We start from the raw sequence: 22,428 nt of genomic DNA on the forward strand, positions 1-22,428 counted from the left end.
ACACAAAAAAGGGCGGGATGGTGAGTCCCGCCCTTGGTGAGAAGGCTTACTTGTCTTCAGATGGAAGGATCTTTTTTCCTTCGAGCACCTTGTCCACGAGGCCGTATTCGGCGGCCTGGGCGGCGGACATGTAGTTGTCGCGGTCGGCGTCGCGCTCGATCTGCTCGACGGACTTGCCGGTGTGGTGGGCGAGGATGCGGTTGAGGCGCTTTTTGAGGCTGAACATGTATTCAACCGTGCGCTCGACGTCAGAGGCAGTGCCGCGAGCGCCGCCGGAGACCTGGTGGATCATGATGTCGCTGTTCGGCAGGGCGTAGCGCTTGCCTTTGGTGCCTGCGGCGAGAAGTACCGCGCCCATGGAGGCGACAAGACCGATGCTGTAGGTGCAGACGTCGCAAGTGAGGAACTGCATCGTGTCGTAGATGGCGAGGCCGGCGGTGACGCTGCCGCCGGGGCTGTTGACGTAGATGTTGATGTCCTTTTTCGGGTCCTGCATCTGGAGGAAGAGAAGCTGGGCGATGATGATGGAGGCCATCGTGTCATTCACCTCGCCGCCGAGGAAGATGATGCGGTCCTTCAGCAGGCGGGAATAGATGTCGTAGGCGCGCTCGCCACGTCCTTCGCTTTCGATGACGGTGGGGACCATGTAACTGGCGTGCGGAGCGATGATGGAGGGGAAATCGGAGTTCTGGCTGGGAGTCATGGTGGTGAATGAAGGAGTGACGGGGTGGATTGTCAATGCATGGGGCAATGACGAATGAAGAATGTCGCACTTCGGGAGGTTTTACGTCTGTGCGGAGCTTGTGAGCTTCAATCCAACGATTCCCGCGACGATGAGGACGATGCAGACGAGCCGGGCGGCGGTGCGCGGCTCTCCAAAGACAAGAATGCCGACCAAGGCGGTGCCCACCGCACCGATGCCGGTCCAGATGGCGTACGCGGTGCCGATGGGCAGCGAGCGCAGCGCGAGCGAGAGGAAGAAGAAGCTCGCGATCATGAGCAGCGCGGTGATCACACTGGGCCACAGGCGCGTCCAGCCTTCGGTCTGCTTCAAGCCGACGGCCCAGGCGACTTCAAGGAGTCCGGCGATGATGAGGTGGAGCCAGGGCATGACCTTGAACCGCGTTCAGGACGAAACTTTCGCCGCACGCTGCTTGCGACGGGCGGCCACATCGTCCCGCTTCGTGCGCACTCGGCCGGCATCACCGACGCGCCCTTGGTCTGAGAGCTCTTTTTCCAAGGCGTTGAGCACCTCGATGTAGCGGTCGTAGAGCGGGAGTGAACTGGCGTCTTTCTGCTGGGCAAAGGTCTTTTCCGTGGAGCGGTAGGTGTTGCGCAGACGCACGATGGCGCTGTGCAGGCCGGCGGGATCGATGGAGGGCATGAACTTGTGCGTGGTGAAACGCGTTTTTTCATCCCGCAGGGCAATGGCCTCGTCGAGCTTGCCGGCGCGGGTGGCCTCGCTGATGCCGCGGTCGAGCACGCTGAGGTAGTTCGCACCCAGCGTGGCGATCTGGTCGGAATAAACCGCGTTCACATCGCGCTCAAAGGCGGTCTGGAACTGGGACTCCAAGGTGGCGAGACGATCGGCGATGACGGTGGATGAGGAGGCCGGCGGAGGAGTCGGCGCGGGCGTGGATGCCTTCGGCGTGGTCATCGGCGAACTGGAGCCGGAGGGCGTGCTGCTCGAAGGAGTAATGAGAGGTTTTGAAGAGACAGTGGTGGAACTCGATGCGGAGGCCGGAGGCGTCATCGAGGGCGGTGGCAGACGTTCCGGCGTACTGCTGGAGGTGGAGGAAGGCGGCGAAGTGGTGGGCGTGTTGAAGACGACCGAGTCGAAAGGATTGCCACCGTCGGCGGCTGGCTCGGCATCCGGCTGCTGCGCCTGATTGTGGTTCATCACGAACCAGGCTCCGACACCGAGCATGACGAGAGCGGCGATGACATAAGGCAGCGTCGAGGACTCTCTCGGCGCGGGATGCATGACAGGCGGCGGTTCAAAACGCGGCTCCTGACGACGCTGCTGGGCGGAGGCCGGGTTGCGAGCGGACGGCACCACCGTGCGACCCTTCGGCTGGGACGACTGTTGGGGCAGAGCCGCGCTCGATTTCTCCCCGGAGACAGCGAAGGGCGTGGTGAGGATCACGTCGAGGTCACGCCGCAGCTCAAAGCTGGTCTGATAGCGCTCCTCGCGATCATGCTCCAGCGCGCGGCGCACGATACCGTCGAAGCGGGGGTCGATGCTCTGGAACTTCTGCGAGGGCATGCGGAACATGCCGCGTGGAATGTCACCGGTGAGCATCTGGTAGAGCATGACGCCCACGGCATAGATGTCGGCGCGGCCGTCCACATCCACGCCGAGAGTAAGCGTCTCGGGCGCGACGTAATCCGGCGTGCCCATGGCCATGCCGGTTTGCGTCAGTCCGGAGTTCTGCGCACTGTTTGTGATCTTGGCGAGGCCGAAGTCGGCCACCTTGACGCGCCCGTCGGCGTCGATGAGCACGTTCGAGGGCTTGATGTCCCGGTGGACGACACCCTGCTTGTGCGCGTAGCCGAGCGCATCGCAAAGATGCGCGGTGATCGCCAGCGCGTGCTCCGGCGGCAGGCGTCCTTCGCGTGCGATCATGCGCTGCACATCGGTGCCATCGACGAACTCCATCACGAAGTAGAGCTGGCCGTCGGTGGTGCGGCCGAAGTCGTACACGCTGACGATGGCGGGATGGTTCATGCGGCCCATCAGTTTTGCCTCGTTCTTGAAGCGCTCTGCAAAGGCGGAGTCCTGCTGCTCGATGGCCGGCGGGAGCAGTTTGATCGCCACCAGACGTTCCAGACTGAGCTGGACGCCTTTGTAAACCGCGCCCATGCCACCCCGGCCGATGAGCATCTGGATTTCGTATTGCGGCAGCATGCGCTGCAGTTCCTCCGGGCCCGGCGGCTCCCAGCGCCAGCCACCGCCGGTGGTTTTGGGCGGGGGCGTTGGAAGGGTTGGATCACTCATGCAAGATCAGAGAAACTGAGGCGGACTAAACAGCAAAACAACCGCCAGTCGTACGAGAAATTGCGAGGAAGCTCAGGCATTAGAACGAGTGTGCACGGATGGGTTGATTTCCGTGACAGACTCGACTAACTCGGCGGCCCATGAATGAAAGTTTGAAGATTCTGAGCGGGTCCGCGCACCCGACGCTGGCCGCGGCCATCGCCCAAAACCTGGACACACAGCTATGCGCCGCGGAGCTGACCACCTTCCCGGACGGCGAGACCTTTGTGCAAATCCACGAAAACATCCGAGGCGGAGACATTTTCATCGTCCAGCCGACCTGCCCCCCGACCAACCAGAACCTCATGGAACTGCTCATCATGGTGGACGCCGTCCGCCGTGCGAGCGCCAATCGCATCACCGCCGTGCTGCCGTTCTTTGGCTACGCCCGCCAGGACCGCAAGGACCGCCCCCGCGTGCCGATCACGGCCAAGCTCGTGGCGAACCTGCTGGTCGCCGCCGGCGTACACCGCGTGCTCACCGTCGATCTGCACGCCGGGCAGATTCAGGGCTTCTTTGACATTCCCGTCGATCATCTCTATGCCGCGCCGGTCCTGATGAAGGCCATCCGCGAGCGCGAACTGGGCGATCTCGTCGTCGTCTCCCCGGACGTGGGCGGCATCAAGATGACACACGCCTTTGCCAAGGCGCTCAAGGCTCCAATGGCCATCGTCGCGAAAAACCGCGTCAGCGCCGAGGAAGTCGAGGCCCACAGCGTCATCGGGGATGTGGCGGGCAAAAACGTGCTCCTCGTGGACGATTTGACCGAAACCGCCGGCACGCTGACCGCCGCGGCCGACCTGCTCCTGAAGCACGGCGCGCAAAAAATCTACGCAGGCGTCTCCCACGCCGTTTTGGGCGAAAAAGGGCGCGCGCGCATCGCGAAATCCCCCATCGTCGAGCTATTGTCCACCAATTCGACCCCCCAGGCTGTGGGCGAAAAAGTCACGGCGCTGGACATCGCTCCCCTGCTGGCCCAGGCCATCGCCCGCATCCACGGCAATGAGTCCGTGACATCCCTGTTTGACACACGGGGGTAGGCGTGTATTCTCCGCGCCCTTTTTCCAAAACCTATTCCCTCCGTAGAGGACAACGACCATGGCCAAAATTCTCGATCTCCAGGCAGAACTCCGCACCCAGTCCGGCACTGGCGCTGTCAAACGCATGCGCAAGGCAGGCAACATCCCCGCCGCCCTCTACGGCCGCAAAGTGAAGCCCTCGAACATTCAGGTGCACGGCAAGACCTTCTCGAAGCTCCTCGAAGGCAGCGCATCGGACAACATTCTTGTCTCCCTCAAGATCGCCGGTTCTGAAGACCAGCTCGCCCTCGTTCAGGAAGTGCAGCACGACTACCTCCGTGGCGGCATCCTTCACATCGACTTCCACGCCGTCGCCGCTGACGAGGAAATCCACGCCAACGTGCCCGTGGCCATCGTCGGCGAGGCCAAGGGCCAGAAGCACGGCGGTCTCGTGGAGGCCATCCATCACGAAATCGAGGTGCGCTGCCTTCCCAAAGATCTTCCCGAGTCCATTCAGATCGACGTTTCCGGCCTCGAACTCGGACAGGGCATCCACATCAGCGAAATCACCTTCCCAGCCGGAGTCACCTGCCGTCTCGGCGGTGATGTGGTCATTGTCATGTGCGAGGAGCCGAAGGTCGAGGCCGAGGCCGAGCCTGCTGCCGCTCCTGCCGCAGCAGCTCCTGCTGCCGCAGCCCCCGCCGCCGGTGCCAAGCCCGCCGCTGCCGCCGCCCCGGCCAAGAAATAATCCTCCCGCGATGTGGCTTCCGACGCGGACACAACGAGCAGCGGCCTGAATGCGCCGCGCCTCATTGTCGGCCTCGGCAATCCCGGCGAAACCTACCGCGACACCCGTCACAACATTGGCTTTATGGTGCTGGACGAAATCGCACGCCGCTTGGGGACCGCCTTCCGCGAGGAAAAGCGCTGGACCGGACTCGTCGCGAAATTTTCGGGCGGTCACCTCCTCAAGCCGCTCACGTTCATGAACGACAGCGGTCGTTCCGCACGGGCAGTCGGTCATTTCTACAAGACCGGCCCGGAGCAGACCCTGGTGGTTTACGACGATGTCGATCTGCCGCTTGGCCGCCTGCGTTTCCGCACCAGCGGCTCTGCCGCCGGCCACAACGGTATCCGGTCGCTCATTTCCGCCTTCGGCACGCAGGATTTCCCGCGCCTGAAGGTCGGCATCGCCCCTGCCGACGGCCGCCCCGCCGGCGAACGCATGGTCGGCCATGTTCTGGGCAAATTTAGCACCGAGGAGCAACCAGCGCTGCAAAGCGTCATCCAGCGCGCCGCGGAGGCCGTGCTCGCCACGATTGAACGCGGCCTTGACGCCGCCATGAATGTCTTTAACCGACAACCTGAACCCTAAAACCACAACACCGACATGACCCGCAAATACGAGGCACTCATCGTGCTCGACACCAAAGGCAAGGAAGAAACCATCGACTCCCTCGTCAGCACCATCAGCAAGGACATGGAAAAGTCCGGCCTGAAACTCGAGCAGATCGACAACATGGGCAAACGCAAGTTCCCCTTCAATCCGCGCCACGTCGAGGCCGGCCACTTCGTGAAAATTCAATTCAACGGAGAACCAGCCGCGCTCGACTCCCTGCGCTCCAAGCTGCGCCTCAACGAAAACGTCTATCAGCAGTATTATCAGAAGCGCTGCGCTTAAGCCGCCTGAAAGGCTGAAGTTTAAAACCCCGGCACCGCAACAAGCGGGCCGGGGTTTTTGATTCTCACGATTGCTCTGCTCTTGTGGAACAGGGGTGTCACGCATCCAACCCGAAGGCGGTGTGGACGACGCGAGCGGCGTTCTCCACTTCGCTTTCCTCGACGATGACGGCGGTCTTGATCTCACTGGTAGAGATCATCTGGATGTTGATCTTCGCGTCGGCGAGGGCCTTGAACATCTTCGCCGCGACGCCGCTGTGGCTGCGCATACCGATGCCCACGACGCTAACCTTGGCAATGCCGCTGGTGGTGCGGAGCTGGGCTTTTTCACCGAGATTCGGCAGGACGGCCTTGAGGGCGGCCTCGGCCTTCGGCAGATCGGCGGCGCTGAGCGTGAAAGAGATGTCCGTGATACCGTCAAAGCTGACGTTCTGCACGATCATGTCGATGGTGATGTTCGCCTGGGAAATGGCACCAAAGATCGCGGCGCTGATGCCGGGGCGGTCGGCGACGTCGTCGATGGTGACCTTGGCCTGATTGCGCTCGAGGGACACGCCGCGGACGACGACGGACTCCATGCCGGGGGTTTCTTCTTTCACGATGGTTCCTGGGTTGTTGTTCATGCTGTTGCGCACTTCGAAGCGCACACCAAATTTGTTCGCGAACTCGACGCTGCGGCTCTGCATCACCTTGGAGCCGGAGGAGGCCATTTCGAGCATCTCCTCGTAGCTGATCTCCTCGATTTTCCTCGCGGTCTTCACGACACGCGGGTCGCAGGTGTACACGCCGTCCACATCGGTGTAGATCTGGCAGAGGTCGGCCTTGATGGCCGCCGCCATGGCGATTGCGGTCAAATCACTACCACCGCGGCCGAGCGTGGTGATCTCGCCATTCGCGGTCTCGCCCTGGAAGCCGGCGAGCATGACGATATTGCCTTCATCGAGCATTTTCTTCACCGCGTCGGGTGTGATGTTCACGATGCGCGCCTTCGTGTGCACGCGGTCGGTCGAAATCCCGGCCTGAGCACCGGTGAGGGACACCGCCTTGCCGCCAAGGGCATTGATGGCCATCGCCGTGAGCGCGATGGTCGTCTGCTCACCGGTGGCGAGGAGCACGTCCATCTCACGTTCGACCGGTTCGCGTTCAGGAGACACTTCCTTCGCCAGCTTGATCAGGCTGTCGGTCACGCCGGACATGGCGGAAACAACGGCGACCACCTGGTTGCCCGCGCGCTGCGTTTCCAAAATGCGGCGCGCGCAATTGCGGATGCGCTCGGGATTACCGACGGACGTGCCGCCATATTTCTGGACGATGAGGGCCATGCTGGGGTTGGGGGAAAGGGCGCGGAAAATGGCATGGCGGGCGGGGTGCGCAAGGACGGAAATGGCCCTCAGACCCCGAGCGTCTGCTGCTCCGTCCGCGTCAGTTCCCGCCACTGGCCGGGCACCAGCCCCAAATTGGCGAGTTTGAGACCGCCGATGCTCACGCGGACGAGCCGCAGCGTCGGAAAACCAACCGCCGCCGTCATGCGGCGTGCCTGGCGATTTTTGCCCTCGGTCAGAGTGAGCTCGATCCAGTTCGTGGGGATGTTTTGGCGAAAACGGATCGGCGGATTTCGCGGCGGGTGCGCTGGTTCAGCCTCCAGCAGTGCTGCCCGGCATGGCAATGTCCGGAATTCCTTCAAATCGACCCCGGAACGCAGTTTCCGCAGCGCTTCGTCGCTGACCTCGCCCTCGACCTGCGCATGATAAGTCCGCGGATGCGAATGACGTGGATTCAACAAGCGGTCATTCCACTTCGCCTCATCGCTGAGCAGAAGCAGTCCCTCCGAATCGCGATCCAGCCGCCCGATCGGGTAAACATGCGGCGGGAAGCCAAATTCAGCGAGAGTGCGGTGCGAGGGATGCTCCTGCGTGAACTGCGAGAGCACGTCGAAGGGCTTGTAAAACGCCAGCAGCATTCCGAGATCAGCCTTTGGTGAGTTCGTTCAGCTTGCGCGTCAGTTCTGCCCGGCGTTGTCCGTAGGCAGACGCAGCGGCCTTGTCGGTAAGAAACCGCATCGCTTTCCGGCCCAAAACCACGATGCCTATGACGAGTAGGGTCCCGCCAATTGCTGGCCCTGCTTTCTGCGATGAGCTCAAGAGCGGGCCTAGAACGATGACGAGTCCTACCACTATCAGCGCGACCCACGCCCCGAAAGCTCGCGAACCTAGGACGTTGAATATGGCAGCGTGTTCTTCGGGGTGCTCCCGGTCCAGAGTCTCAATCTCTTGTTGTAGCTTCATCACATCCAGGCTCTCCGCCATTTTCCCCGTATTCTCGGCGATCTTCGCGACTTCCTCCGTGAAGACCGATGAACCCGTGCGCTTCACCTCCAGGCTGCTCTGGCAGAACTGGCAGGTGACGAAGCGCGTGCTGCCCGCGACCTGAAGAGGCGCGCCGCAATGGTTGCAGCGGACGGAGAGTGTGTCCATGCCGCGGAGGCTAGCGGGCGCGCTGGAGATTTTCAAGACTGGTTCCAAACCTCATCACATCTTCCAACGCAAGCCTCTGCCGCTCAAACTCCTCCTCCGTCATGCGCCGCGGGATGGGGTGCGGCTTGTCGAAGACGATGGTGACCTTCGCAAAGGGCAGGGGCAGGAGAAACTCGTCCCAGGTCTTGAACTTGATTGCATGACTGTAGTACAAATGCACGGGAATGATGGGCGTTCCGGTGAGCTGTCCGAGCTTGATGATCCCAGGCTGCACACGGTGCAACGGCCCACGCGGACCGTCGGGCGTGATGCCGATCTCGTAGCCCTCATTCGACTTTTTGGCGAGAGCGATGAGCGCGCTCATGCCTTTCTCCGGTTTGGAGCTCGATCCGCGCTCGGCCTCGATGCCGAAGCTTTCGCACACGTCGGCGATGATCTGGCCGTCTCCGCTCGGGCTGGTCAAAATGGTGCCTGGCACGTTCGCAAACCACTCGTGATGCAGCCACGGGATCAGAAACATGCGATTATGCCAGAACGACCAGATCCAGCCTTTGCGTGCGGCATCAAAAACACCCGCCTCGTCGCGCACTTCCCAGCGCAGCGTGGCACCGATGCCGCGCATGAGCCATGCGATGATCTTGCCGACGTTTTTGATGCGGATTCTGGCCATGTGGCGCGCACCTTTGGCGCGATCAGTGAATGCGGCAACCTCAGGACAGCGATTTCACCAACTCGATCACCGATTTGCCTTCCTCCAGGCGGAAATCAACACGGTCGAAAATCTCGCGGATCACATGCAGGCCCAGTCCGCCGATGCGCTGGCCGGTGGAAGGCGGGGCGACGAGTTTTTCGAAATCCTCGTTGGTGATGCCCTCGCCGTGATGCTCGATGAGAATGCGCACCGCACCCGCGTCCGATTCGAACCGACAGCAGGCCGGACGCTCGGCGCTGGTGGAGCAGTAGGCGTACTTGCAGATGTTGCTCATCACCTCGTCACAACCGAGCACGATGAGCCCGGTGACATCATCCGGCAGCGCATGCCAGGCGGCCCAGGAGTCGATGAATTCGCGCACGAGACGCAGCGTGTCCGGCTGGCAGCTCAGATCGAGCCGTGCAGGCGGCGGCTCGGCATGATCTGTGATGGTCAGCACGGTCGCGTCGTCCTGATAACTCGCGCCCTGCGCGAACGAACGCCATTTTCCCACCAGGTGCTGGAGAAAATCGTCGCCACCATCCGCCTCCTGGAGCGCGGCTGCAAAGGCTCCGTCCTCAAAATATTCCCCGGCGCTGTTCTGCACCTCGAGGATGCCATCTGTGAAGAGCATCCAGTGGCGGCCGGCGCTCAAAGGCAGCACGCATTCCGCATAACGTGCGGCGGAAGCGATGCCGAGCGGCGCGTTTCCCGGCGCAGCGGCCTCCCGCCAAGCTTTGCCGTCGTAAAGCTGCGCGCCCGGCAAGCCGGCGCAGCAGAGCCTCACGCGGCGTGTTTTCGGACAGATGAGCATCGCGTTGATGGCGATGAAGCGTCCCGCCTTCATCACGCCGCAGAGCTTCTTGTTCAGCGCCGCCATCCATTCGGCGAGGTTCATCGAAACACACAGATGCGCGGTGGAGGCGATCAAGGTGGTGCCCCGCGCCATGTCGAGCGCGGCAGGCAGCCCTTTGCCGCACACGTCGCCGACGCCGAGGAGGATCTTGCCATCGTCAATCTGGTGCCAGAAGTAAAAGTCGCCGCCCACCTCACTCGCTGGCTCATAAAAGCTCTCCACGGCGATGTCACCCAACCGCACCTGCGGCGCAGGCAGAAACGAATTCTGGATTTCCTTGGCCAAGGAGAGCTGCTGGCGGTTTTCAGCTTCCTGGATGGCCTTCTTCTGCGATTCGAGCCGCAGCAATGTCACGGCAATAAGACTGCCGAAAGTCTCGAACATCTCCACGTCTAGCGTGTTGAAGGCAGCGCCATGATTTGGGTTGATCGCCTGCATCACGCCGAGGCAGCGATCACCGTCGAGCAGCGGGATCGTGACCATTGCCCGCGTGACGAGTTCTGTTTTGTCGGAAGCGGGGCGAAAATGGCGCGGATCGTTCAACGCGTCCTCGATGTTGACGGTTTTTTTCGTCGCAAAGACATCCCCGGCGATCCCCTTCCCTTTCGGCACACGCACCTCCATCGCATTGATCGGATCCAGCGTGGAGCGGATGCGCAGATCGTCATTCGGGCCGTCAGGCAGCAAGATCGAGCAAACTTCGCAGTCCATCACCTCGCGTGAACGCTGAAGAATGTGATCCACCAGTTCGGAAGGATTCTGCGTGCTGCTCAAACGACGCGCCACGTCAATCAGCACGTTCTGGCGTGAAGCGATGGGCTGCGGGTTACTCACGGCGTTTGAAGTATTCGAGGATGCTTTTCTTTTTCGACTCGGACATGGGCGGCTCGGGTTTCGCGCCGGAATCGAGCTCCTTGATGCGCACAGGATAAGGTTCCTTCGAGCGGCGCATGTGCTCGATGATCTGCTCCTTGGTCGGCACGTCGTTCTCCTTGTTGCCAAAGATCAGACGATTGGGCTTCTCCGCGAGCGTGCCGGTGATGTACTCGCCCCAAATGACGAGCGCGCTCATCTCCTCGACCAGCGTGTGGATCTTCTTCATCGTCGTGTCGAGATTCTTCTCCAAGCCGGGGCCCGAAGCCCCCTCGCCGCCAGCGAGGAGCTTGTGCATATCCGCCGTGATTTCTTCGATGCGCGCCCGCAGGCCTGGTTTGCCCTCAACACCGGCGATGGTGGCGTTCAGCTCCTTGGAAAACGTCTCCAGATTTGCGAACACGGCGTCCGCACGTTTGGCGAGGCCTTTGTCCGCCGCGCCCTTCGGCCCCTGCACGAGTTCCTGGATGCCTGTGGCCGTTTCTTCGAGCTTGTCGGCCACGGTATTGAGCTTCTGGCCGAATCCGGGTGTCTTGCCGTCGCCGGCGAAGACGTTTTTGAGTTCATCGGTGAAGGTCTCGATGTTCGCTAGCGAATCAGTGATCTTCTGCGCGGCATCGCCCTTGCCGAGAGGGTCGGTGATTTTTTTGATGTCGGCGGTGATGGACTTGAGGTTCGCGATGAGCACGTCGCCGCCGGGAAGCAGCATCTCCAGCATGCTGCCGAGGCTGTCGGAGGTGAGTTTCGCGCCGTCCGCCAGCAGGCCGCCGTCATCGTCCTCGCGCACGAGGCCGATGTGCTTTTCACCAAGGATGGACTCGGCGCTGATGACCACTTTCACATGCGCGGGCACGTCCGCCTTCTCCAGAACCGAGATGTGGACGCGAACCGGCCGGTGCGAAACGAGCCGGTCGGCAGGCGCGAGATGCTCGATGCGCTCCACGACGCCGATCTTCGAGCCGGAGAGCAGCACGTTGGAATTGCGGTGCAGGCCGGTCACATCCTCGAAGTCGACGGAGAACCGCAAATGAGGCTTCTGCCACGGATCGCCTGAAATCGCGAAGATCAGCGCCCCGAGCAGCACCAGGGAGCAAAGGATGACCAGCGTGGCCACGGTGGCGTCGTGCTTGTTTTTCATGACTTGGTAGAAAGGATGGCCGTGCGTGAATACCTGCCGGTCTCGCTGCCGCCAAGCAATGTTTCAAGATAGAGAAGCTCGCCGGAGTCGTCACCCGCGTCGCCTTCGGCCTCGCCGTTGATGAACTGCTGCACGGCGGGGTTTGGATTCGCGCGAATCTCCTCCGGCGTGCCCTGCGCGATGATCCTGCCCTGATTGGGGCCAGTGCCGAGCATGATGATCCGCGTGCCGATGCGGAAGACGCTGTTCATGTCATGCGTGACGACGACAACGGTCGCGCCGATTTTCTGCGTGAGGCGCTGGGTCAGTTCATCCACCACCGCGGTCATGATCGGGTCGAGTCCGGCGGTCGGCTCATCGCTGAAGACAAGCGGCGGGTCGAGCGCGAGCGCACGGGCCAGAGCGGCGCGCTTTTTCATGCCGCCGCTGATTTCAGAGGGCTTTTTGTGGCCGTGACCGGTCAGACCGACCTGCTCCAGCTTCATTTTGACCACAGTGTCGATCAATCCTGCATCGAGCCTCGTGTGCTCGACGAGCGGCAGCGCCACGTTTTCCGCGACACTGAGCGACTGCAGCAGCGCACCGGATTGAAACAGCATGCCGTAGCGGCCGCGCAGCTTTTGGAGTTCGCCGTCACGCATCGTGGTGATCTCACGGTCGAAAATCTTGATGCTGCCGGAGGTGGGTTTCTCGGTGCCGATGAGATGACGCAGCAGCGTGCTCTTCCCGCAGCCGCTGCCGCCCATGATGACAAAGGTGTCGCCTTCATAGACCTTGAAGCTCACGCCATTGAGCACGGTCTGCCTCCCAAAATGCCGCACGAGCGAATCGACCTCAATGATCGGCTCGCGTGCGGCAGGATCTGGTATTCCGGAAGACATCAGAAGAAAAACAACGCGGTGAGCAGGGCGTTCGCGATGAAGACAGTCAGCAAGGAGACCACCACGGAGCGTGTCGTCGCCAGACCGACGCCCTCCGCGCCGCCGGTCACGTTTAAACCGATGCTGCACGCGATGGTGATGATGAGCACGCCGAAAACACCGCTTTTGAGCATGCCGATGCCGACATCCCGTAATTCGACATATTCCAGTGCGTGGCTGACAAAGTAGGGCGTGCTCATGTGCAGCGAAAAGTGGCTTATCAGCCAGCCGCCGGCCAGTCCGACATAAATGCCGAACACGGTGAGCAGCGGCAGCATGATGACCATCGCGAGGAAACGCGGCACGATCAGCCAGGACATCGGCGGAATCGCCATAACCTCCAGCGCCTCGATTTCCTCGGACACTTTCATGGTGCCCAGCTCCGCCGTGACCGCGGAGCCGCTGCGGCCGATGACGATCACCGCCGTGATCAGCGGCGCCAGCTCGCGCACGAGGCTGGAGGAGACTAGGCCGGGCACGTACATCGTCGCTCCGAGTTTCGCGAGTTGCGCGGCAGACTGCATCGCCAGCACCACCCCGATGGTCATCGCGGTGAGCGCCGACATCGGCACCGCATGCACACCGATGCGCACGATCTGGGCGAAAGTATGGCCCATCCGCCACGGCTTTCCAAGAAAAGGGGCCACAACAAGCCAATAAAGAAGATCACCGCACAAAGCGAAGTATTGGCGGAAGGCAGCGATCATGAGGGCGGCGATTATCTTCCAAGCGTCGCGGCGGCAAGAGCGTCATCCACCGAGGGAAGCGTTGCGATGAAATCACCGAGCCGGACGATCTTGAACGATGCCTCCACGCGCCCCTGAATGCCGGTGAGCACGAATTCGGTCCCCGCTCCGCTCGCATGCTGGAAATACTCGACCACGACGGCCCAGACGGGCGTGTTGACGAAGGTGACCTTCGAGAAGTCGATGATAAGGCGCTGGACTTTTGCCTTCATCTGCTCGCGGACGATCTTTTGAAACTCGGGCACCGTCGCGAGATCGGCCTCGCCCTCGAGTTCGATGACAGTGGCGTTGGAATGGGTGCGGACAGTGGGTTTCATGCAGACAGGGCGGTCTAGGGATGGCCATGATCACCCTCGCCATGACGTTTGACCAGACAAAAACCAAACTGCTCCGTTCCACGGCTAAAATTTTCCACGAAACCCGACGGCGTGGAAAGAGGGACAAAGGAAAAGCCGGCGGCGGCTGTGATTCAGCACTGTTGGCTTGAACATGGACGCTTCGCTGCTTTGATCGTGCCGCCGGCTGGTTCTCCGCCAGGGTCAAACGGGACCCGCGAAGCATCTCCGGCTCAACCCATTTCAGCCTTTTGATTCTCAGTGAAACAGAAAAATTCGAAGTCCGTCCACGTGCTCATCGCATGCGGCGGCACCGGGGGACATTTGTTCCCCGGCATCGCCGTGGGTGAGGTGCTCGCCTCACGCGGCCACGACGTCACCCTGCTCATCAGCGAAAAGAAAATCGACTCCCTGGCCGCTTCCGGGCACAAGGAGCTGCGATTTGAGAAAATGCCGTTCCTCGCCATGCCGAAGCCGTGGTCCCCGAAGATGATCGGCTTCCTCAAGGGCCTGTGGCAGGGCACCAAGGCATGCCGGAAGATCATCCGCGACCATGATGTGAAGGTGGTGCTCGGCATGGGCGGCTTCACGTCGTTCGCGCCTTTGTATGCCGGCCGCAAGGAGGGCTGCCGCACGCTCATTCACGAAAGCAACGCCATTCCCGGCAAGGCGAACCGCCTGAACGCCCGTTTCAGCGACATCGTGCTGTGCGGGCTCGACGCGTGCAAAGAACACTTCCCGAAGCATGGCGACGTGCGTGTCGTCGGCACGCCGATCCGCAGCAGCATGAAGCACCTGAACGGCGATGACCCGCGCGCGTTCTTCAAGCTCGACAAAGACAAGCGCACGCTGCTCGTCATGGGCGGGAGCCAGGGGGCTCGTGGCGTGAATCGCGCGGTGGGGCAGGCGCTCGAGCAGTTCGAAAAAATGGGCATTCAGGTGCTGCACATCGCAGGACCCACCGACTACGAGGAGGTGCGTGATGTTTATGCGAAGATCCCGATGCTGAAGCAGCACGTCGCGGCATTCTGCCATCGCATGGATCTCGCTTATCGCGCCGCTGATCTTGCCATCGCACGTTCGGGGGCCTCGTCGATGTCGGAACTCGCCTACTTCGGCGTGCCGAGCCTGCTGGTGCCCTATCCGTATGCCGCCGAGGATCACCAGACGCGCAACGCGGAGATTTTCGACAAGGCAGGCGCGGCCAGGCTGATCCGTGAGAGCGATCTGAACGCGGAAACGCTCGCCGACGCGGTGCGCAGCATTGTGAATGATTCCCGCAAAGCCGGTGACATGAAAAAGGCGGCGCAGAAGCTCGCAGTGAAGAACTCCGCGGAGAAAATCGCCGACCTGATCGTCAAAGAAGCCGAAAAGGCCCATGCGGCGTAAATTTTGCCGATCTTGCCATTTTCTGTGCCTCAAGCCGGAACGGAAGCATCCCTGTTTGAAACACGGGGCGGAGTCGCTATGTATCTGCCCCTCAAATCCCAACCCGACCACTTATGAATCTAACACGCACGGCTTACGGCACCTGGAGCGGCGGCCGCTTCATGCACTACGGCGAACAACTCTCCGAGGAGCATTACATGCAGCTCATGCGTGACTCCTTCGCCAAAGGCGTGCGCACCTTTGTCACCGCGGATGTGTATGGCGTGGGGCGTGCAGATGCGTTGCTGGGCGAGGCGCTCAAAGGCATCCCGCGTGAGGAATACTGCCTCGTCGGCATCGTGGGCCACGACATTTACGAAGGCATCCGCCAGGGATCCAAAGGCTACCCGCGCTTCACCGATCCCTCGCTGCGCGGACCGGAGAAGTATTACGACTACCTCAAGATGGCCACAGAGAAGAGCCTCGAGCGCTGTCAGACCTCGAAGTTTGACCTGCTCATGCTCCACAACCCGGACAGCATCAGCTACACGAGCGAAAAGGTGTGGGACGCCTTCACCAAGATACGCGACGAAGGCCTCACCGAGCGCCTCGGCATCGCTCCCGGACCCGCGAACGGCTTCACGCTCGACATGATCGAGTGCTTCGAGCGCTACGGCGACCGCATGGACTGGGCGATGATCATCTTGAATCCCTTCGAGCCCTGGCCCGGCCAGCACGTGCTCGCTGCCGCTGAAAAGAACAAGGTCGATATCCTCGCCCGCGTGGTGGACTACGGCGGTCTCTTCCATGATGACGTGAAGCCCGGCCACAAGTTCCGCGATGGCGATCACCGCACGCATCGCCCCGGCGAGTGGATCGAGCATGGCGTGGAGCGCCTCGAAAAAGTGCGCCCCATCGCCCAAAAGCACGGCCTCACCATGCTGCAGCTCGCCTGCTTGTGGACCTTGGGGAACACCGCCGTGAAAAGCGTCGTCCCCACGCTCATCCAGGAGCACGGCGAAGGCGCTCGCACCATCGAGAGCAAGCTCGACGAGCTCGCCGCACTGCCGGATCAGTGCCTGAGCAAAGAAGAGATCGAAACCATCCGTCAAATTGGCGACAACACCGGCTGCATGGCCCTGAAGGGAGCCAGCCAGCGCCATCCCGCCGACATGGAGCCCCGCGCCGACGAATGGGCGATGCGCGACGACCTCATGGCGCTCGCCGGCAGTTTTGGCCTGCGTTGGACCTGGTGACGCATCGGTTGCATCACCGTCCTTTCAAGACGACAGAGGCCGCTCATGATCGAATCCGATTTCATCATTGTCGGCACCGGCGCGGGCGGCCTTAGCGCGGCTTTGCATGCCTCGGAGCATGGCAATGTGGTGATGATCACAAAAAAAGGCGCGCTCGACTCGAATTCTAACTGGGCGCAGGGCGGCATCGCCTGCGTCACGGCCGAGAATGACTCCATCGAGAAGCATGTGAGCGACACGCTCATTGCGGGGGCCGGTTTGTGCAAAGAAGCTGCAGTGCGCACGATTGTCAGCGAGGGGCCGGCACGGATCGCCGAACTCGTGAATTGGGGGGTGCATTTCGACCAGCGTGAGTCGGAGAGCGGGCACCTGGAGTTCGACCTGACCAAAGAAGGCGGCCACACGGCTCGTCGTGTGCTGCATGCCGCTGATGCCACGGGTCGTGAGATCACTGAAAAGCTGCTCGCAGCCGTTCGTGCGAAGCCAAACATCAAGATCTACGAGAATCATTACGCGATCGACCTCATCACGACGGCCAAGCTCGGACTCGTCTCCGAGGATCGCGTGCTCGGACTCTACGTGCTTGATGAGATCACGGGCGATGTTCACACTTTTCGCTCGGATCGAGTTATCCTGGCCACCGGCGGCTGCGGACGTGTCTATCTTTACACGACGAACCCACGCGTGGCGACCGGCGACGGTGTGGCGATGGCCTGGCGTGCCGGGGCGACGATTTCGAACATGGAGTTCATCCAATTCCATCCGACCTGCCTGTATCATCCCCAGAAGCGATCCTTTTTGATCACCGAGGCCATGCGCGGCGAAGGCGCGCGGCTGATCGGCAAAGACGGCCAGGAGTTCATGCACCGCTACGACAAGCGCGGCTCGCTCGCGCCGCGTGACATCGTGGCCCGTGCCATCGACCACGAGATCAAGCGCACCGGCGGCCCGTGCGTCTATCTCGACATCAGCCACAAGCCGGCGGACTTCATCGCGCATCACTTCCCAAACATCCAAAAGGCCTGCCTGGAGGTCGGGATCGACATCACGAAGGAGCCGATTCCGGTCGTTCCAGCGGCGCATTACCAATGCGGCGGCGTTTTGACCGATGTGAACGGGGCCACCAACATCCGCGGACTGTGTGCGGTGGGCGAGGTCGGCTGCACCGGCCTGCACGGCGCGAACCGCCTCGCGAGCAACTCCTTGCTGGAGTGCTGCGTCACCGCCCAGCGCTCTGTGGCGCACCTGCTCAAAAAGATTCCGGCCGGAAAAATGGCGGAACAAAGCTACGAGCTGCGCCCCTGGCAGGTCAGCGGGGTGGTCGAGAATGACGAGCTCGTCGTCATCTACCACAACTGGGACGAAATCCGCCGCCTGATGTGGGACTACGTCTCGATCGTGCGCACAAACAAGCGCCTGCAACGCGCTGCCGCCCGCCTGCGGAATCTCAAGCGCGAGGTGCAGGAATTTTACTGGAACAACCGCGTCACGAGCGAGATTTTGGAACTGCGCAACCTTGTCGAAACCGCCTCCCTCATCGTCGAGTGCGCCATCCGGCGGCACGAGAGTCGCGGCCTGCACTACACGCTTGATTATCCAAAGACCGACGACACGCGGCCGCCTGCGGACACGATGCTGCGGCGTTATTGAGATTATTACCGCTCTTTGCCTGGGGCAGAATGCTCCTATCTACGCCTGTTTTTTGAACAAGGGCCGCGACCGCCTGTCCCCGCTTATGAAGAAGTGCTTCAGGATTCCAAACCTTTGGATTCAACGGGAACTTCGGCCGCGCCTTCATCAATAAGAGATTGCAGTTCGCTGCGTGAAGCTGCTACAATTCCCTCAACCACCGCCCAACCCCATGCCTGCCGGACGTTTTCCATGCCTGCTCGCCGCTGCTTCCCTGGCTGCGGCTTTGTCGGCCCATGGTCAGGGAGCCTCCTCAGTTTCTGCGACTGGGGCCGTGGCGGCGCTGAAAAAGCGCGATGGTGCGCCTGTGGCCACAAAGAGTGTCAAACAAGCCCCCGCCTCCGCGCCAAAAGCTGACGCGCCGCCAGCCACAAGGGCCGAGCCGCAGCCGCGGTCCATCGCCTCCTCGCTGCCCAATTTCAGCGCTCAATCGATGCCGCATCTCGGTTACGCACGTTATCCATGGAAACTCGACATTGTGGCCACAGTGTTCTGGGTGGGCGAGGAGCCGACAGAAAACAACCCCACGCCCAACGACAAAAGTTCCTGGGACACCAAGTGGATGGAGAACTTCGGCGGGTACGACGACCCGGACCCGACGAAGCGCACGGATTTCTTCACCCCCGAGGGTTTTACACCCAAACAAAATCCCTTCTACGTCGCGCTGCCTTACAATGATGTGATCGACTACAACTCGCACAAGCCCGAGGCATCCAAGGTCATTCCATGGTTCAAGCAGCGCTACAGCCGTTCCGGCAAGACCGTTCTCAAAGGGCAGTGGGTGGCCATCCGGCATGGCAACCGTGTGTGCTACGCGCAGTGGGAAGATTGCGGCCCGTTCGTCACGGACGACCACGAGTATGTGTTCGGCTCCGCCCGTCCGAAGAACACCAGCAACAACAGCGCCGGCATCGACATCTCCCCGGCGATCCGTGATTATCTCGGCCTGAAAAGCATGTCCCGGTGCGATTGGCGCTTCGTTGATGTGAGCGAGGTGCCCGCCGGTCCGTGGCGCAATTTCGGCGACAACAACCACTTCGTCCGCCAGCAGAAGATCGACAAGGAGCGCGAGCACAGCGCCATTTCCTCCCGACTTGAGGAACTCCGCCGCGCCCGCGACGAATACTTCAAGCAAAACGGCACCGGAGCCGTGCGCTGATCACACCAGACCGCGCCTAGCCAGCGATTCCTCCATCGCACGGTCGATGAGCATTACCGCGAGAGATTGGGTGGCGTCGTCGAGATGCTGCGTGGCCGTTTTGAGCGCCTTTGCGTCGTGAGATGGTGAATCAAGCAGCTTCCGCACTTCCACCGCATGCTGGAGGACGGATTGCTTCTCTTCATGGCTGATCATATCACCGAGCTGCGCGAGCGCGGCATCCACGGCGGGCAGCAGTTCCTCGGCTTTGAGCTTCGCCTCGGTCCAGATGCGCTCGTTCATGTCCTCGAAGGCATAATCCACGCTCTCGGCGATCATCTGCTCCACGCGCTCGTCTTCGACATCGACCGCGGTGCCGCGGATTTCGAGCATGGTGTCCGTGTTCGTAGCAGTATCGCGGGCGAGCACCTTCAAAATGCCATCCGCGTCCAGGCTGAACTGCACGCCGACACGAGCGCTGCCTTTCGGACCGGGAGGAAAAGGAACCTCGATGCGTCCGAGTTCCCAGTTGTCCTTCGCTAGCTCTCGCTCGCCCTGAAGAATGCGGATGAGCATCGAATCCTGGTTCGCGACGGCATTGGTAAACATCTCCCCGGCTTTCGCAGGAATCGTGGTGTTGCGCGGAATGATGATGTTCATCAAGCCGCCGAAGGTCTCGATGCCGAGCGAGAGCGGCGTGACATCGAGCAGCAACACCTGTCGCAGACTGCCGCCGAGGATGCCGGCCTGGATCGTAGCGCCGAGCGCGATGGCCTCGTCGGGGTTCTGCGAGGTGTTTGGCTCACGCCGGAAGATTTCCCGCACATAATCGCGCACCAGGGGCATGCGCGTGCTGCCGCCGACGAGAATGACTTCATCAAGTTCCTCCGGTTTGATCTTCGCATCGCTCAAGGCTCGCAGGCAATGGACACGCGTGCGTTCAATCCAGGGTCTCGCGATTTTTTCGAGTTCAGCACGGGTGATGTCCAGGCCGTTGAAGGAGGTCGTTTCCTCGCTCGAGAGGCGCTTTTTGACCATTTCGGCACCTTCGATCACGCGGATGTCACCAGGCGGCAAATTCAGCCTCTCCGCGATGAAAACGGCCAGCATGCGGTCCAGATCGTCGCCGCCGAGTTGCGTGTCACCGGCGGTGGAAAGCACCTGGAAGACGCCCTCGCGCATTTCGAGCACGGAAATGTCAAACGTGCCGCCGCCGAGGTCATAGACGGCCACCTTTTGATGCTCGCCGAGCTTGTCGAGGCCGTAGGCCAGTGCCGCGGCAGTCGGCTCGCTCAAGATGCGCACGACTTCGAGTCCGGCGAGTTCCCCGGCCTGCTTCGTGGCATTGCGCTGCGCGTCATTGAAGTAGGCAGGCACCGTGATGACCGCTTTCGACACGCTTTGCTCCAGCGCCCGCTCGGCGACGGCCTTCAAGTGTTTCAAAATCTCCGCCGAAATCTCGACAGGGGTTGTTTTCAGGTCGCTGAGGTCGTAAGGCGGCCTCCAGCCCGACTCTCCGGGCCTGCGGCCGATGAGACGCTTCACCGAGGTGATCGTGCGGGTGGGCTGCAAGGCCCGCTGCCGCAACGCGGGAGCGCCAACGGTGATTTCCCCATCCTCGGCGATGCAAACGGCGCTTGGCGTGCTGCGGCTGCCATTTTCATCCGCCAGCAGGATCGGAAAGCCGCTGTCCACCACGCCGACGAGGGAGTTCGTCGTGCCGAGGTCGATGCCAAGGATGGGGGAGGATTGCATGTGTTTCGTTCTACGCGGCCAACAAGATCAGCAAGGACATTTCTGCAAACGCAAGGCCTGCCGTCTCCAAATCAAACTCCCACAAATCACCTAGTCCGAGTTTGCTGAATTTATTGGTCCTAAATATAAAAGGGGGATTTAGCACACCCTTAATCAGTGAAGGAGATTCCGCATTGTTATGAAGGCCACCGTGTTTGATATCAGCGTCGCAAAAGGATACGATAAGCCAAACACCAAACCAGTACCTGCACTCGGGCGTTTCCAAAGTCGGCAAAGACTCCAAAAGACAGCACCAAGAATGAAAATTGCCTGGAGCCCACCAGCGACACTAATCCCCGGCTTGGAGTCTAGTAGTGCCCATGGAACAAGCGTCAGAAGGGGGATGGCAAATACCCATTCAGGAGCGACTGCGAGAACCATGGCATGCATGATCAGTAGCCCTCCGTCGCCTCGCTGAAGTTCCACGGAGCTTGGTAGGCGCCCGTGCGCTCTTTTTCGAGCTGACGGACGAGGTCGTTCAGCAATGCCGACGCGCCGAAACGGTAGCGGCGGTTGTTGAGCCACTCGTCGCCGAGGGTTTCATTGACGGCGATGAGGAAATGCAGCGCCTGCTTCGCGGTCCGGATGCCGCCGGCGGGTTTCATGGAAATGGGCACGCCGGTGGCGAGAAAATGATCGCGGATGGCCTCCAGCATGACCTGATTGTTGCCGAGCGTGGCGTTTGAGGACGTTTTGCCGGTGCTAGTCTTGATGAAGTCGTTTGGACGGATCACGCGCATCGCCAGGAAGCTGGCGGCGCGGATGTTGTCATAGGTTTCGAGTTCGCTGACTTCGAGAATGACCTTCAGCGTGGCCTTGCCACAGGCTTCGACGACGGCGGCGATTTCATCCTGCATGCGGCCAAATTCGCCGGCGAGGAAAGCACCACGATTGATGACCATGTCGATTTCATCGGCGCCGTCGTTCACGGCAGCGTGAACCTCAGCGAGACGTGTCTTGAGCGGAGCCTGACCCGACGGAAACGCAGTGGCGACGGAAGCGATCTTCACTTTGGTGCCGCCAACGTGCTTTTTCGCGTGCTTCACCATCGCGGGATAAACGCAGACGGCGGCGGTTTGCGGGATGTCGCCTTGGTCGTGCGGGGAAATCGCCTTCTGGCAGAGCGAGGCGACCTTGCCGGGCGTGTCCTTGCCTTCCAAGGTGGTCAGATCGACCATCGAAACGGCGAGACGCAGGCCGAAGACCTTGGACTTCTTTTTAATGCTGCGGGTGGTGTATTTCGCCACCCGTTCCTCGATTCCGACGTGATCGACCGTGCCGATCTCATCGAAGAGGCGGCGGAAGCTGGCGGGCGCTTTGGCGGCGGGCATGCTGCGATGTTGCTTGGCGGCAGGGCATGCTGTCAAGAAGCCAATTTTTGTGCATGACGAAAAGGAATCCCGTGACGTAATCA

Annotated in this window: 23 protein-coding genes; 9 read left to right on the forward strand and 14 right to left on the reverse strand. The window is 61.2% G+C overall.

The features are described 5' to 3' along the window. Nucleotides 1–46 precede the first annotated feature (46 nt). The 3 genes from ACILSE_RS08925 to ACILSE_RS08935 all read right to left on the reverse strand — a co-directional run bounded on the left by ACILSE_RS08925 (nucleotide 47) and on the right by ACILSE_RS08935 (nucleotide 2,998). Nucleotides 47–703, reverse strand: coding sequence for an ATP-dependent Clp protease proteolytic subunit (locus tag ACILSE_RS08925; RefSeq protein ID WP_395717030.1), 657 nt, complete (start codon nucleotides 701–703; stop codon nucleotides 47–49). Nucleotides 704–784: 81 nt separating this feature from the next. Continuing rightward, nucleotides 785–1,111, reverse strand: coding sequence for a quaternary ammonium compound efflux SMR transporter SugE (gene sugE / locus ACILSE_RS08930; protein WP_395717031.1), 327 nt, complete (start codon nucleotides 1,109–1,111; stop codon nucleotides 785–787). 15 nt (nucleotides 1,112–1,126) lie between these two features. Continuing rightward, nucleotides 1,127–2,998: a serine/threonine-protein kinase gene (locus ACILSE_RS08935; protein ID WP_395717032.1), complete on the reverse strand. Its 1,872-nt coding sequence runs from the start codon at nucleotides 2,996–2,998 to the stop codon at nucleotides 1,127–1,129. A gap of 140 nt (nucleotides 2,999–3,138) precedes the next feature. Here ACILSE_RS08935 and ACILSE_RS08940 point away from each other — a divergent pair, with 140 nt between their 5' ends. The 4 genes from ACILSE_RS08940 to rpsF are packed head-to-tail and all read left to right on the forward strand — an operon-like array spanning nucleotide 3,139 to nucleotide 5,737. After that, nucleotides 3,139–4,077 (forward strand): ribose-phosphate diphosphokinase, encoded by a 939-nt coding sequence (locus tag ACILSE_RS08940; protein WP_395717033.1) that lies wholly within the window; start codon nucleotides 3,139–3,141, stop codon nucleotides 4,075–4,077. Nucleotides 4,078–4,135: 58 nt separating this feature from the next. Next, complete coding sequence (locus ACILSE_RS08945) at nucleotides 4,136–4,804, forward strand: 50S ribosomal protein L25 (protein WP_395717034.1); 669 nt, start codon at nucleotides 4,136–4,138, stop codon at nucleotides 4,802–4,804. Between the two features lie 12 nt (nucleotides 4,805–4,816). Beyond that, nucleotides 4,817–5,431 carry an aminoacyl-tRNA hydrolase gene (pth, locus tag ACILSE_RS08950; protein ID WP_395717035.1) on the forward strand — a complete coding sequence of 205 codons (615 nt, stop codon included), beginning with the start codon at nucleotides 4,817–4,819 and terminating at the stop codon, nucleotides 5,429–5,431. A 15-nt stretch (nucleotides 5,432–5,446) separates the two neighbouring features. Next, nucleotides 5,447–5,737, forward strand: coding sequence for a 30S ribosomal protein S6 (rpsF, locus tag ACILSE_RS08955; RefSeq protein ID WP_395717036.1), 291 nt, complete (start codon nucleotides 5,447–5,449; stop codon nucleotides 5,735–5,737). Nucleotides 5,738–5,834: 97 nt separating this feature from the next. Here rpsF and ACILSE_RS08960 read toward each other — a convergent pair whose 3' ends face one another. The 9 genes from ACILSE_RS08960 to ACILSE_RS09000 form a co-directional block, all read right to left on the reverse strand. Continuing rightward, nucleotides 5,835–7,058, reverse strand: coding sequence for an aspartate kinase (locus tag ACILSE_RS08960; protein WP_395717037.1), 1,224 nt, complete (start codon nucleotides 7,056–7,058; stop codon nucleotides 5,835–5,837). 68 nt (nucleotides 7,059–7,126) lie between these two features. Continuing rightward, nucleotides 7,127–7,696 carry a pseudouridine synthase gene (locus ACILSE_RS08965; RefSeq protein ID WP_395717038.1) on the reverse strand — a complete coding sequence of 190 codons (570 nt, stop codon included), beginning with the start codon at nucleotides 7,694–7,696 and terminating at the stop codon, nucleotides 7,127–7,129. Nucleotides 7,697–7,703: 7 nt separating this feature from the next. Continuing rightward, on the reverse strand, nucleotides 7,704–8,210 hold the full coding sequence (locus ACILSE_RS08970; protein WP_395717039.1) for a hypothetical protein: 507 nt from the start codon (nucleotides 8,208–8,210) through the stop codon (nucleotides 7,704–7,706). A 10-nt stretch (nucleotides 8,211–8,220) separates the two neighbouring features. Then, nucleotides 8,221–8,880 (reverse strand): lysophospholipid acyltransferase family protein, encoded by a 660-nt coding sequence (locus ACILSE_RS08975; protein WP_395717040.1) that lies wholly within the window; start codon nucleotides 8,878–8,880, stop codon nucleotides 8,221–8,223. 40 nt (nucleotides 8,881–8,920) lie between these two features. After that, nucleotides 8,921–10,591, reverse strand: coding sequence for a SpoIIE family protein phosphatase (locus ACILSE_RS08980; RefSeq protein ID WP_395717041.1), 1,671 nt, complete (start codon nucleotides 10,589–10,591; stop codon nucleotides 8,921–8,923). Continuing rightward, nucleotides 10,584–11,768 (reverse strand): MlaD family protein, encoded by a 1,185-nt coding sequence (locus ACILSE_RS08985; RefSeq protein ID WP_395717042.1) that lies wholly within the window; start codon nucleotides 11,766–11,768, stop codon nucleotides 10,584–10,586. The genes ACILSE_RS08980 and ACILSE_RS08985 overlap by 8 nt, the downstream gene beginning before the upstream one ends. Continuing rightward, the gene (locus tag ACILSE_RS08990) at nucleotides 11,765–12,649 is read right to left on the reverse strand and encodes an ABC transporter ATP-binding protein (RefSeq protein ID WP_395717043.1); all 885 of its coding nucleotides are present in this window, start codon (nucleotides 12,647–12,649) and stop codon (nucleotides 11,765–11,767) included. Before ACILSE_RS08990 ends, ACILSE_RS08985 begins: the two co-directional genes overlap by 4 nt. Further along, on the reverse strand, nucleotides 12,649–13,395 hold the full coding sequence (locus ACILSE_RS08995; RefSeq protein ID WP_395717044.1) for an MlaE family ABC transporter permease: 747 nt from the start codon (nucleotides 13,393–13,395) through the stop codon (nucleotides 12,649–12,651). The genes ACILSE_RS08990 and ACILSE_RS08995 overlap by 1 nt, the downstream gene beginning before the upstream one ends. 11 nt (nucleotides 13,396–13,406) lie before the next feature. Next, nucleotides 13,407–13,751 carry an STAS domain-containing protein gene (locus ACILSE_RS09000; RefSeq protein WP_395717045.1) on the reverse strand — a complete coding sequence of 115 codons (345 nt, stop codon included), beginning with the start codon at nucleotides 13,749–13,751 and terminating at the stop codon, nucleotides 13,407–13,409. 26 nt (nucleotides 13,752–13,777) lie between these two features. On the opposite strand from ACILSE_RS09000, the gene ACILSE_RS09005 reads away from it, so the two are divergent. From ACILSE_RS09005 to ACILSE_RS09025, 5 genes are all read left to right on the forward strand, one after another. Next, nucleotides 13,778–13,921 carry a hypothetical protein gene (locus ACILSE_RS09005; protein WP_395717046.1) on the forward strand — a complete coding sequence of 48 codons (144 nt, stop codon included), beginning with the start codon at nucleotides 13,778–13,780 and terminating at the stop codon, nucleotides 13,919–13,921. 109 nt (nucleotides 13,922–14,030) lie between these two features. Further along, entirely contained in the window at nucleotides 14,031–15,158 is a 1,128-nt protein-coding gene (gene murG, locus ACILSE_RS09010) for an undecaprenyldiphospho-muramoylpentapeptide beta-N-acetylglucosaminyltransferase (protein WP_395717047.1), read from the forward strand. 113 nt (nucleotides 15,159–15,271) lie between these two features. Then, nucleotides 15,272–16,393, forward strand: a complete 1,122-nt coding sequence (locus tag ACILSE_RS09015; protein WP_395717048.1) for an aldo/keto reductase — start codon at nucleotides 15,272–15,274, stop codon at nucleotides 16,391–16,393. 45 nt (nucleotides 16,394–16,438) lie between these two features. Further along, nucleotides 16,439–18,043 carry an L-aspartate oxidase gene (gene nadB, locus ACILSE_RS09020; protein ID WP_395717049.1) on the forward strand — a complete coding sequence of 535 codons (1,605 nt, stop codon included), beginning with the start codon at nucleotides 16,439–16,441 and terminating at the stop codon, nucleotides 18,041–18,043. 211 nt (nucleotides 18,044–18,254) lie between these two features. Next, nucleotides 18,255–19,241 (forward strand): hypothetical protein, encoded by a 987-nt coding sequence (locus ACILSE_RS09025; protein ID WP_395717050.1) that lies wholly within the window; start codon nucleotides 18,255–18,257, stop codon nucleotides 19,239–19,241. Here ACILSE_RS09025 and ACILSE_RS09030 read toward each other — a convergent pair whose 3' ends face one another. Both ACILSE_RS09030 and deoC read right to left on the reverse strand, forming a co-directional pair. Then, complete coding sequence (locus ACILSE_RS09030) at nucleotides 19,242–20,975, reverse strand: Hsp70 family protein (RefSeq protein ID WP_395717051.1); 1,734 nt, start codon at nucleotides 20,973–20,975, stop codon at nucleotides 19,242–19,244. A gap of 431 nt (nucleotides 20,976–21,406) precedes the next feature. Continuing rightward, complete coding sequence (gene deoC / locus ACILSE_RS09035) at nucleotides 21,407–22,345, reverse strand: deoxyribose-phosphate aldolase (protein WP_395717052.1); 939 nt, start codon at nucleotides 22,343–22,345, stop codon at nucleotides 21,407–21,409. Nucleotides 22,346–22,428: the final 83 nt, after the last annotated feature.

Source organism: Prosthecobacter sp. (assembly GCF_044236155.1).
GTDB lineage: Bacteria > Verrucomicrobiota > Verrucomicrobiia > Verrucomicrobiales > Verrucomicrobiaceae > Prosthecobacter.

What these genes read in the sequence shown, in the direction of transcription:
- ACILSE_RS08925 (WP_395717030.1), bottom strand. Translation starts at nt 703, where the DNA reads ATGACTCCCAGCCAGAACTCCGATTTCCCCTCCATCATCGCTCCGCAC.
- sugE (WP_395717031.1), bottom strand. Translation starts at nt 1,111, where the DNA reads ATGCCCTGGCTCCACCTCATCATCGCCGGACTCCTTGAAGTCGCCTGG.
- ACILSE_RS08935 (WP_395717032.1), bottom strand. Translation starts at nt 2,998, where the DNA reads ATGAGTGATCCAACCCTTCCAACGCCCCCGCCCAAAACCACCGGCGGT.
- ACILSE_RS08940 (WP_395717033.1), top strand. Translation starts at nt 3,139, where the DNA reads ATGAATGAAAGTTTGAAGATTCTGAGCGGGTCCGCGCACCCGACGCTG.
- ACILSE_RS08945 (WP_395717034.1), top strand. Translation starts at nt 4,136, where the DNA reads ATGGCCAAAATTCTCGATCTCCAGGCAGAACTCCGCACCCAGTCCGGC.
- rpsF (WP_395717036.1), top strand. Translation starts at nt 5,447, where the DNA reads ATGACCCGCAAATACGAGGCACTCATCGTGCTCGACACCAAAGGCAAG.
- ACILSE_RS08960 (WP_395717037.1), bottom strand. Translation starts at nt 7,058, where the DNA reads ATGGCCCTCATCGTCCAGAAATATGGCGGCACGTCCGTCGGTAATCCC.
- ACILSE_RS08965 (WP_395717038.1), bottom strand. Translation starts at nt 7,696, where the DNA reads ATGCTGCTGGCGTTTTACAAGCCCTTCGACGTGCTCTCGCAGTTCACG.
- ACILSE_RS08970 (WP_395717039.1), bottom strand. Translation starts at nt 8,210, where the DNA reads ATGGACACACTCTCCGTCCGCTGCAACCATTGCGGCGCGCCTCTTCAG.
- ACILSE_RS08975 (WP_395717040.1), bottom strand. Translation starts at nt 8,880, where the DNA reads ATGGCCAGAATCCGCATCAAAAACGTCGGCAAGATCATCGCATGGCTC.
- ACILSE_RS08985 (WP_395717042.1), bottom strand. Translation starts at nt 11,768, where the DNA reads ATGAAAAACAAGCACGACGCCACCGTGGCCACGCTGGTCATCCTTTGC.
- ACILSE_RS08990 (WP_395717043.1), bottom strand. Translation starts at nt 12,649, where the DNA reads ATGTCTTCCGGAATACCAGATCCTGCCGCACGCGAGCCGATCATTGAG.
- ACILSE_RS08995 (WP_395717044.1), bottom strand. Translation starts at nt 13,395, where the DNA reads ATGATCGCTGCCTTCCGCCAATACTTCGCTTTGTGCGGTGATCTTCTT.
- ACILSE_RS09000 (WP_395717045.1), bottom strand. Translation starts at nt 13,751, where the DNA reads ATGAAACCCACTGTCCGCACCCATTCCAACGCCACTGTCATCGAACTC.
- ACILSE_RS09005 (WP_395717046.1), top strand. Translation starts at nt 13,778, where the DNA reads ATGATCACCCTCGCCATGACGTTTGACCAGACAAAAACCAAACTGCTC.
- ACILSE_RS09015 (WP_395717048.1), top strand. Translation starts at nt 15,272, where the DNA reads ATGAATCTAACACGCACGGCTTACGGCACCTGGAGCGGCGGCCGCTTC.
- nadB (WP_395717049.1), top strand. Translation starts at nt 16,439, where the DNA reads ATGATCGAATCCGATTTCATCATTGTCGGCACCGGCGCGGGCGGCCTT.
- ACILSE_RS09025 (WP_395717050.1), top strand. Translation starts at nt 18,255, where the DNA reads ATGCCTGCCGGACGTTTTCCATGCCTGCTCGCCGCTGCTTCCCTGGCT.
- ACILSE_RS09030 (WP_395717051.1), bottom strand. Translation starts at nt 20,975, where the DNA reads ATGCAATCCTCCCCCATCCTTGGCATCGACCTCGGCACGACGAACTCC.
- deoC (WP_395717052.1), bottom strand. Translation starts at nt 22,345, where the DNA reads ATGCCCGCCGCCAAAGCGCCCGCCAGCTTCCGCCGCCTCTTCGATGAG.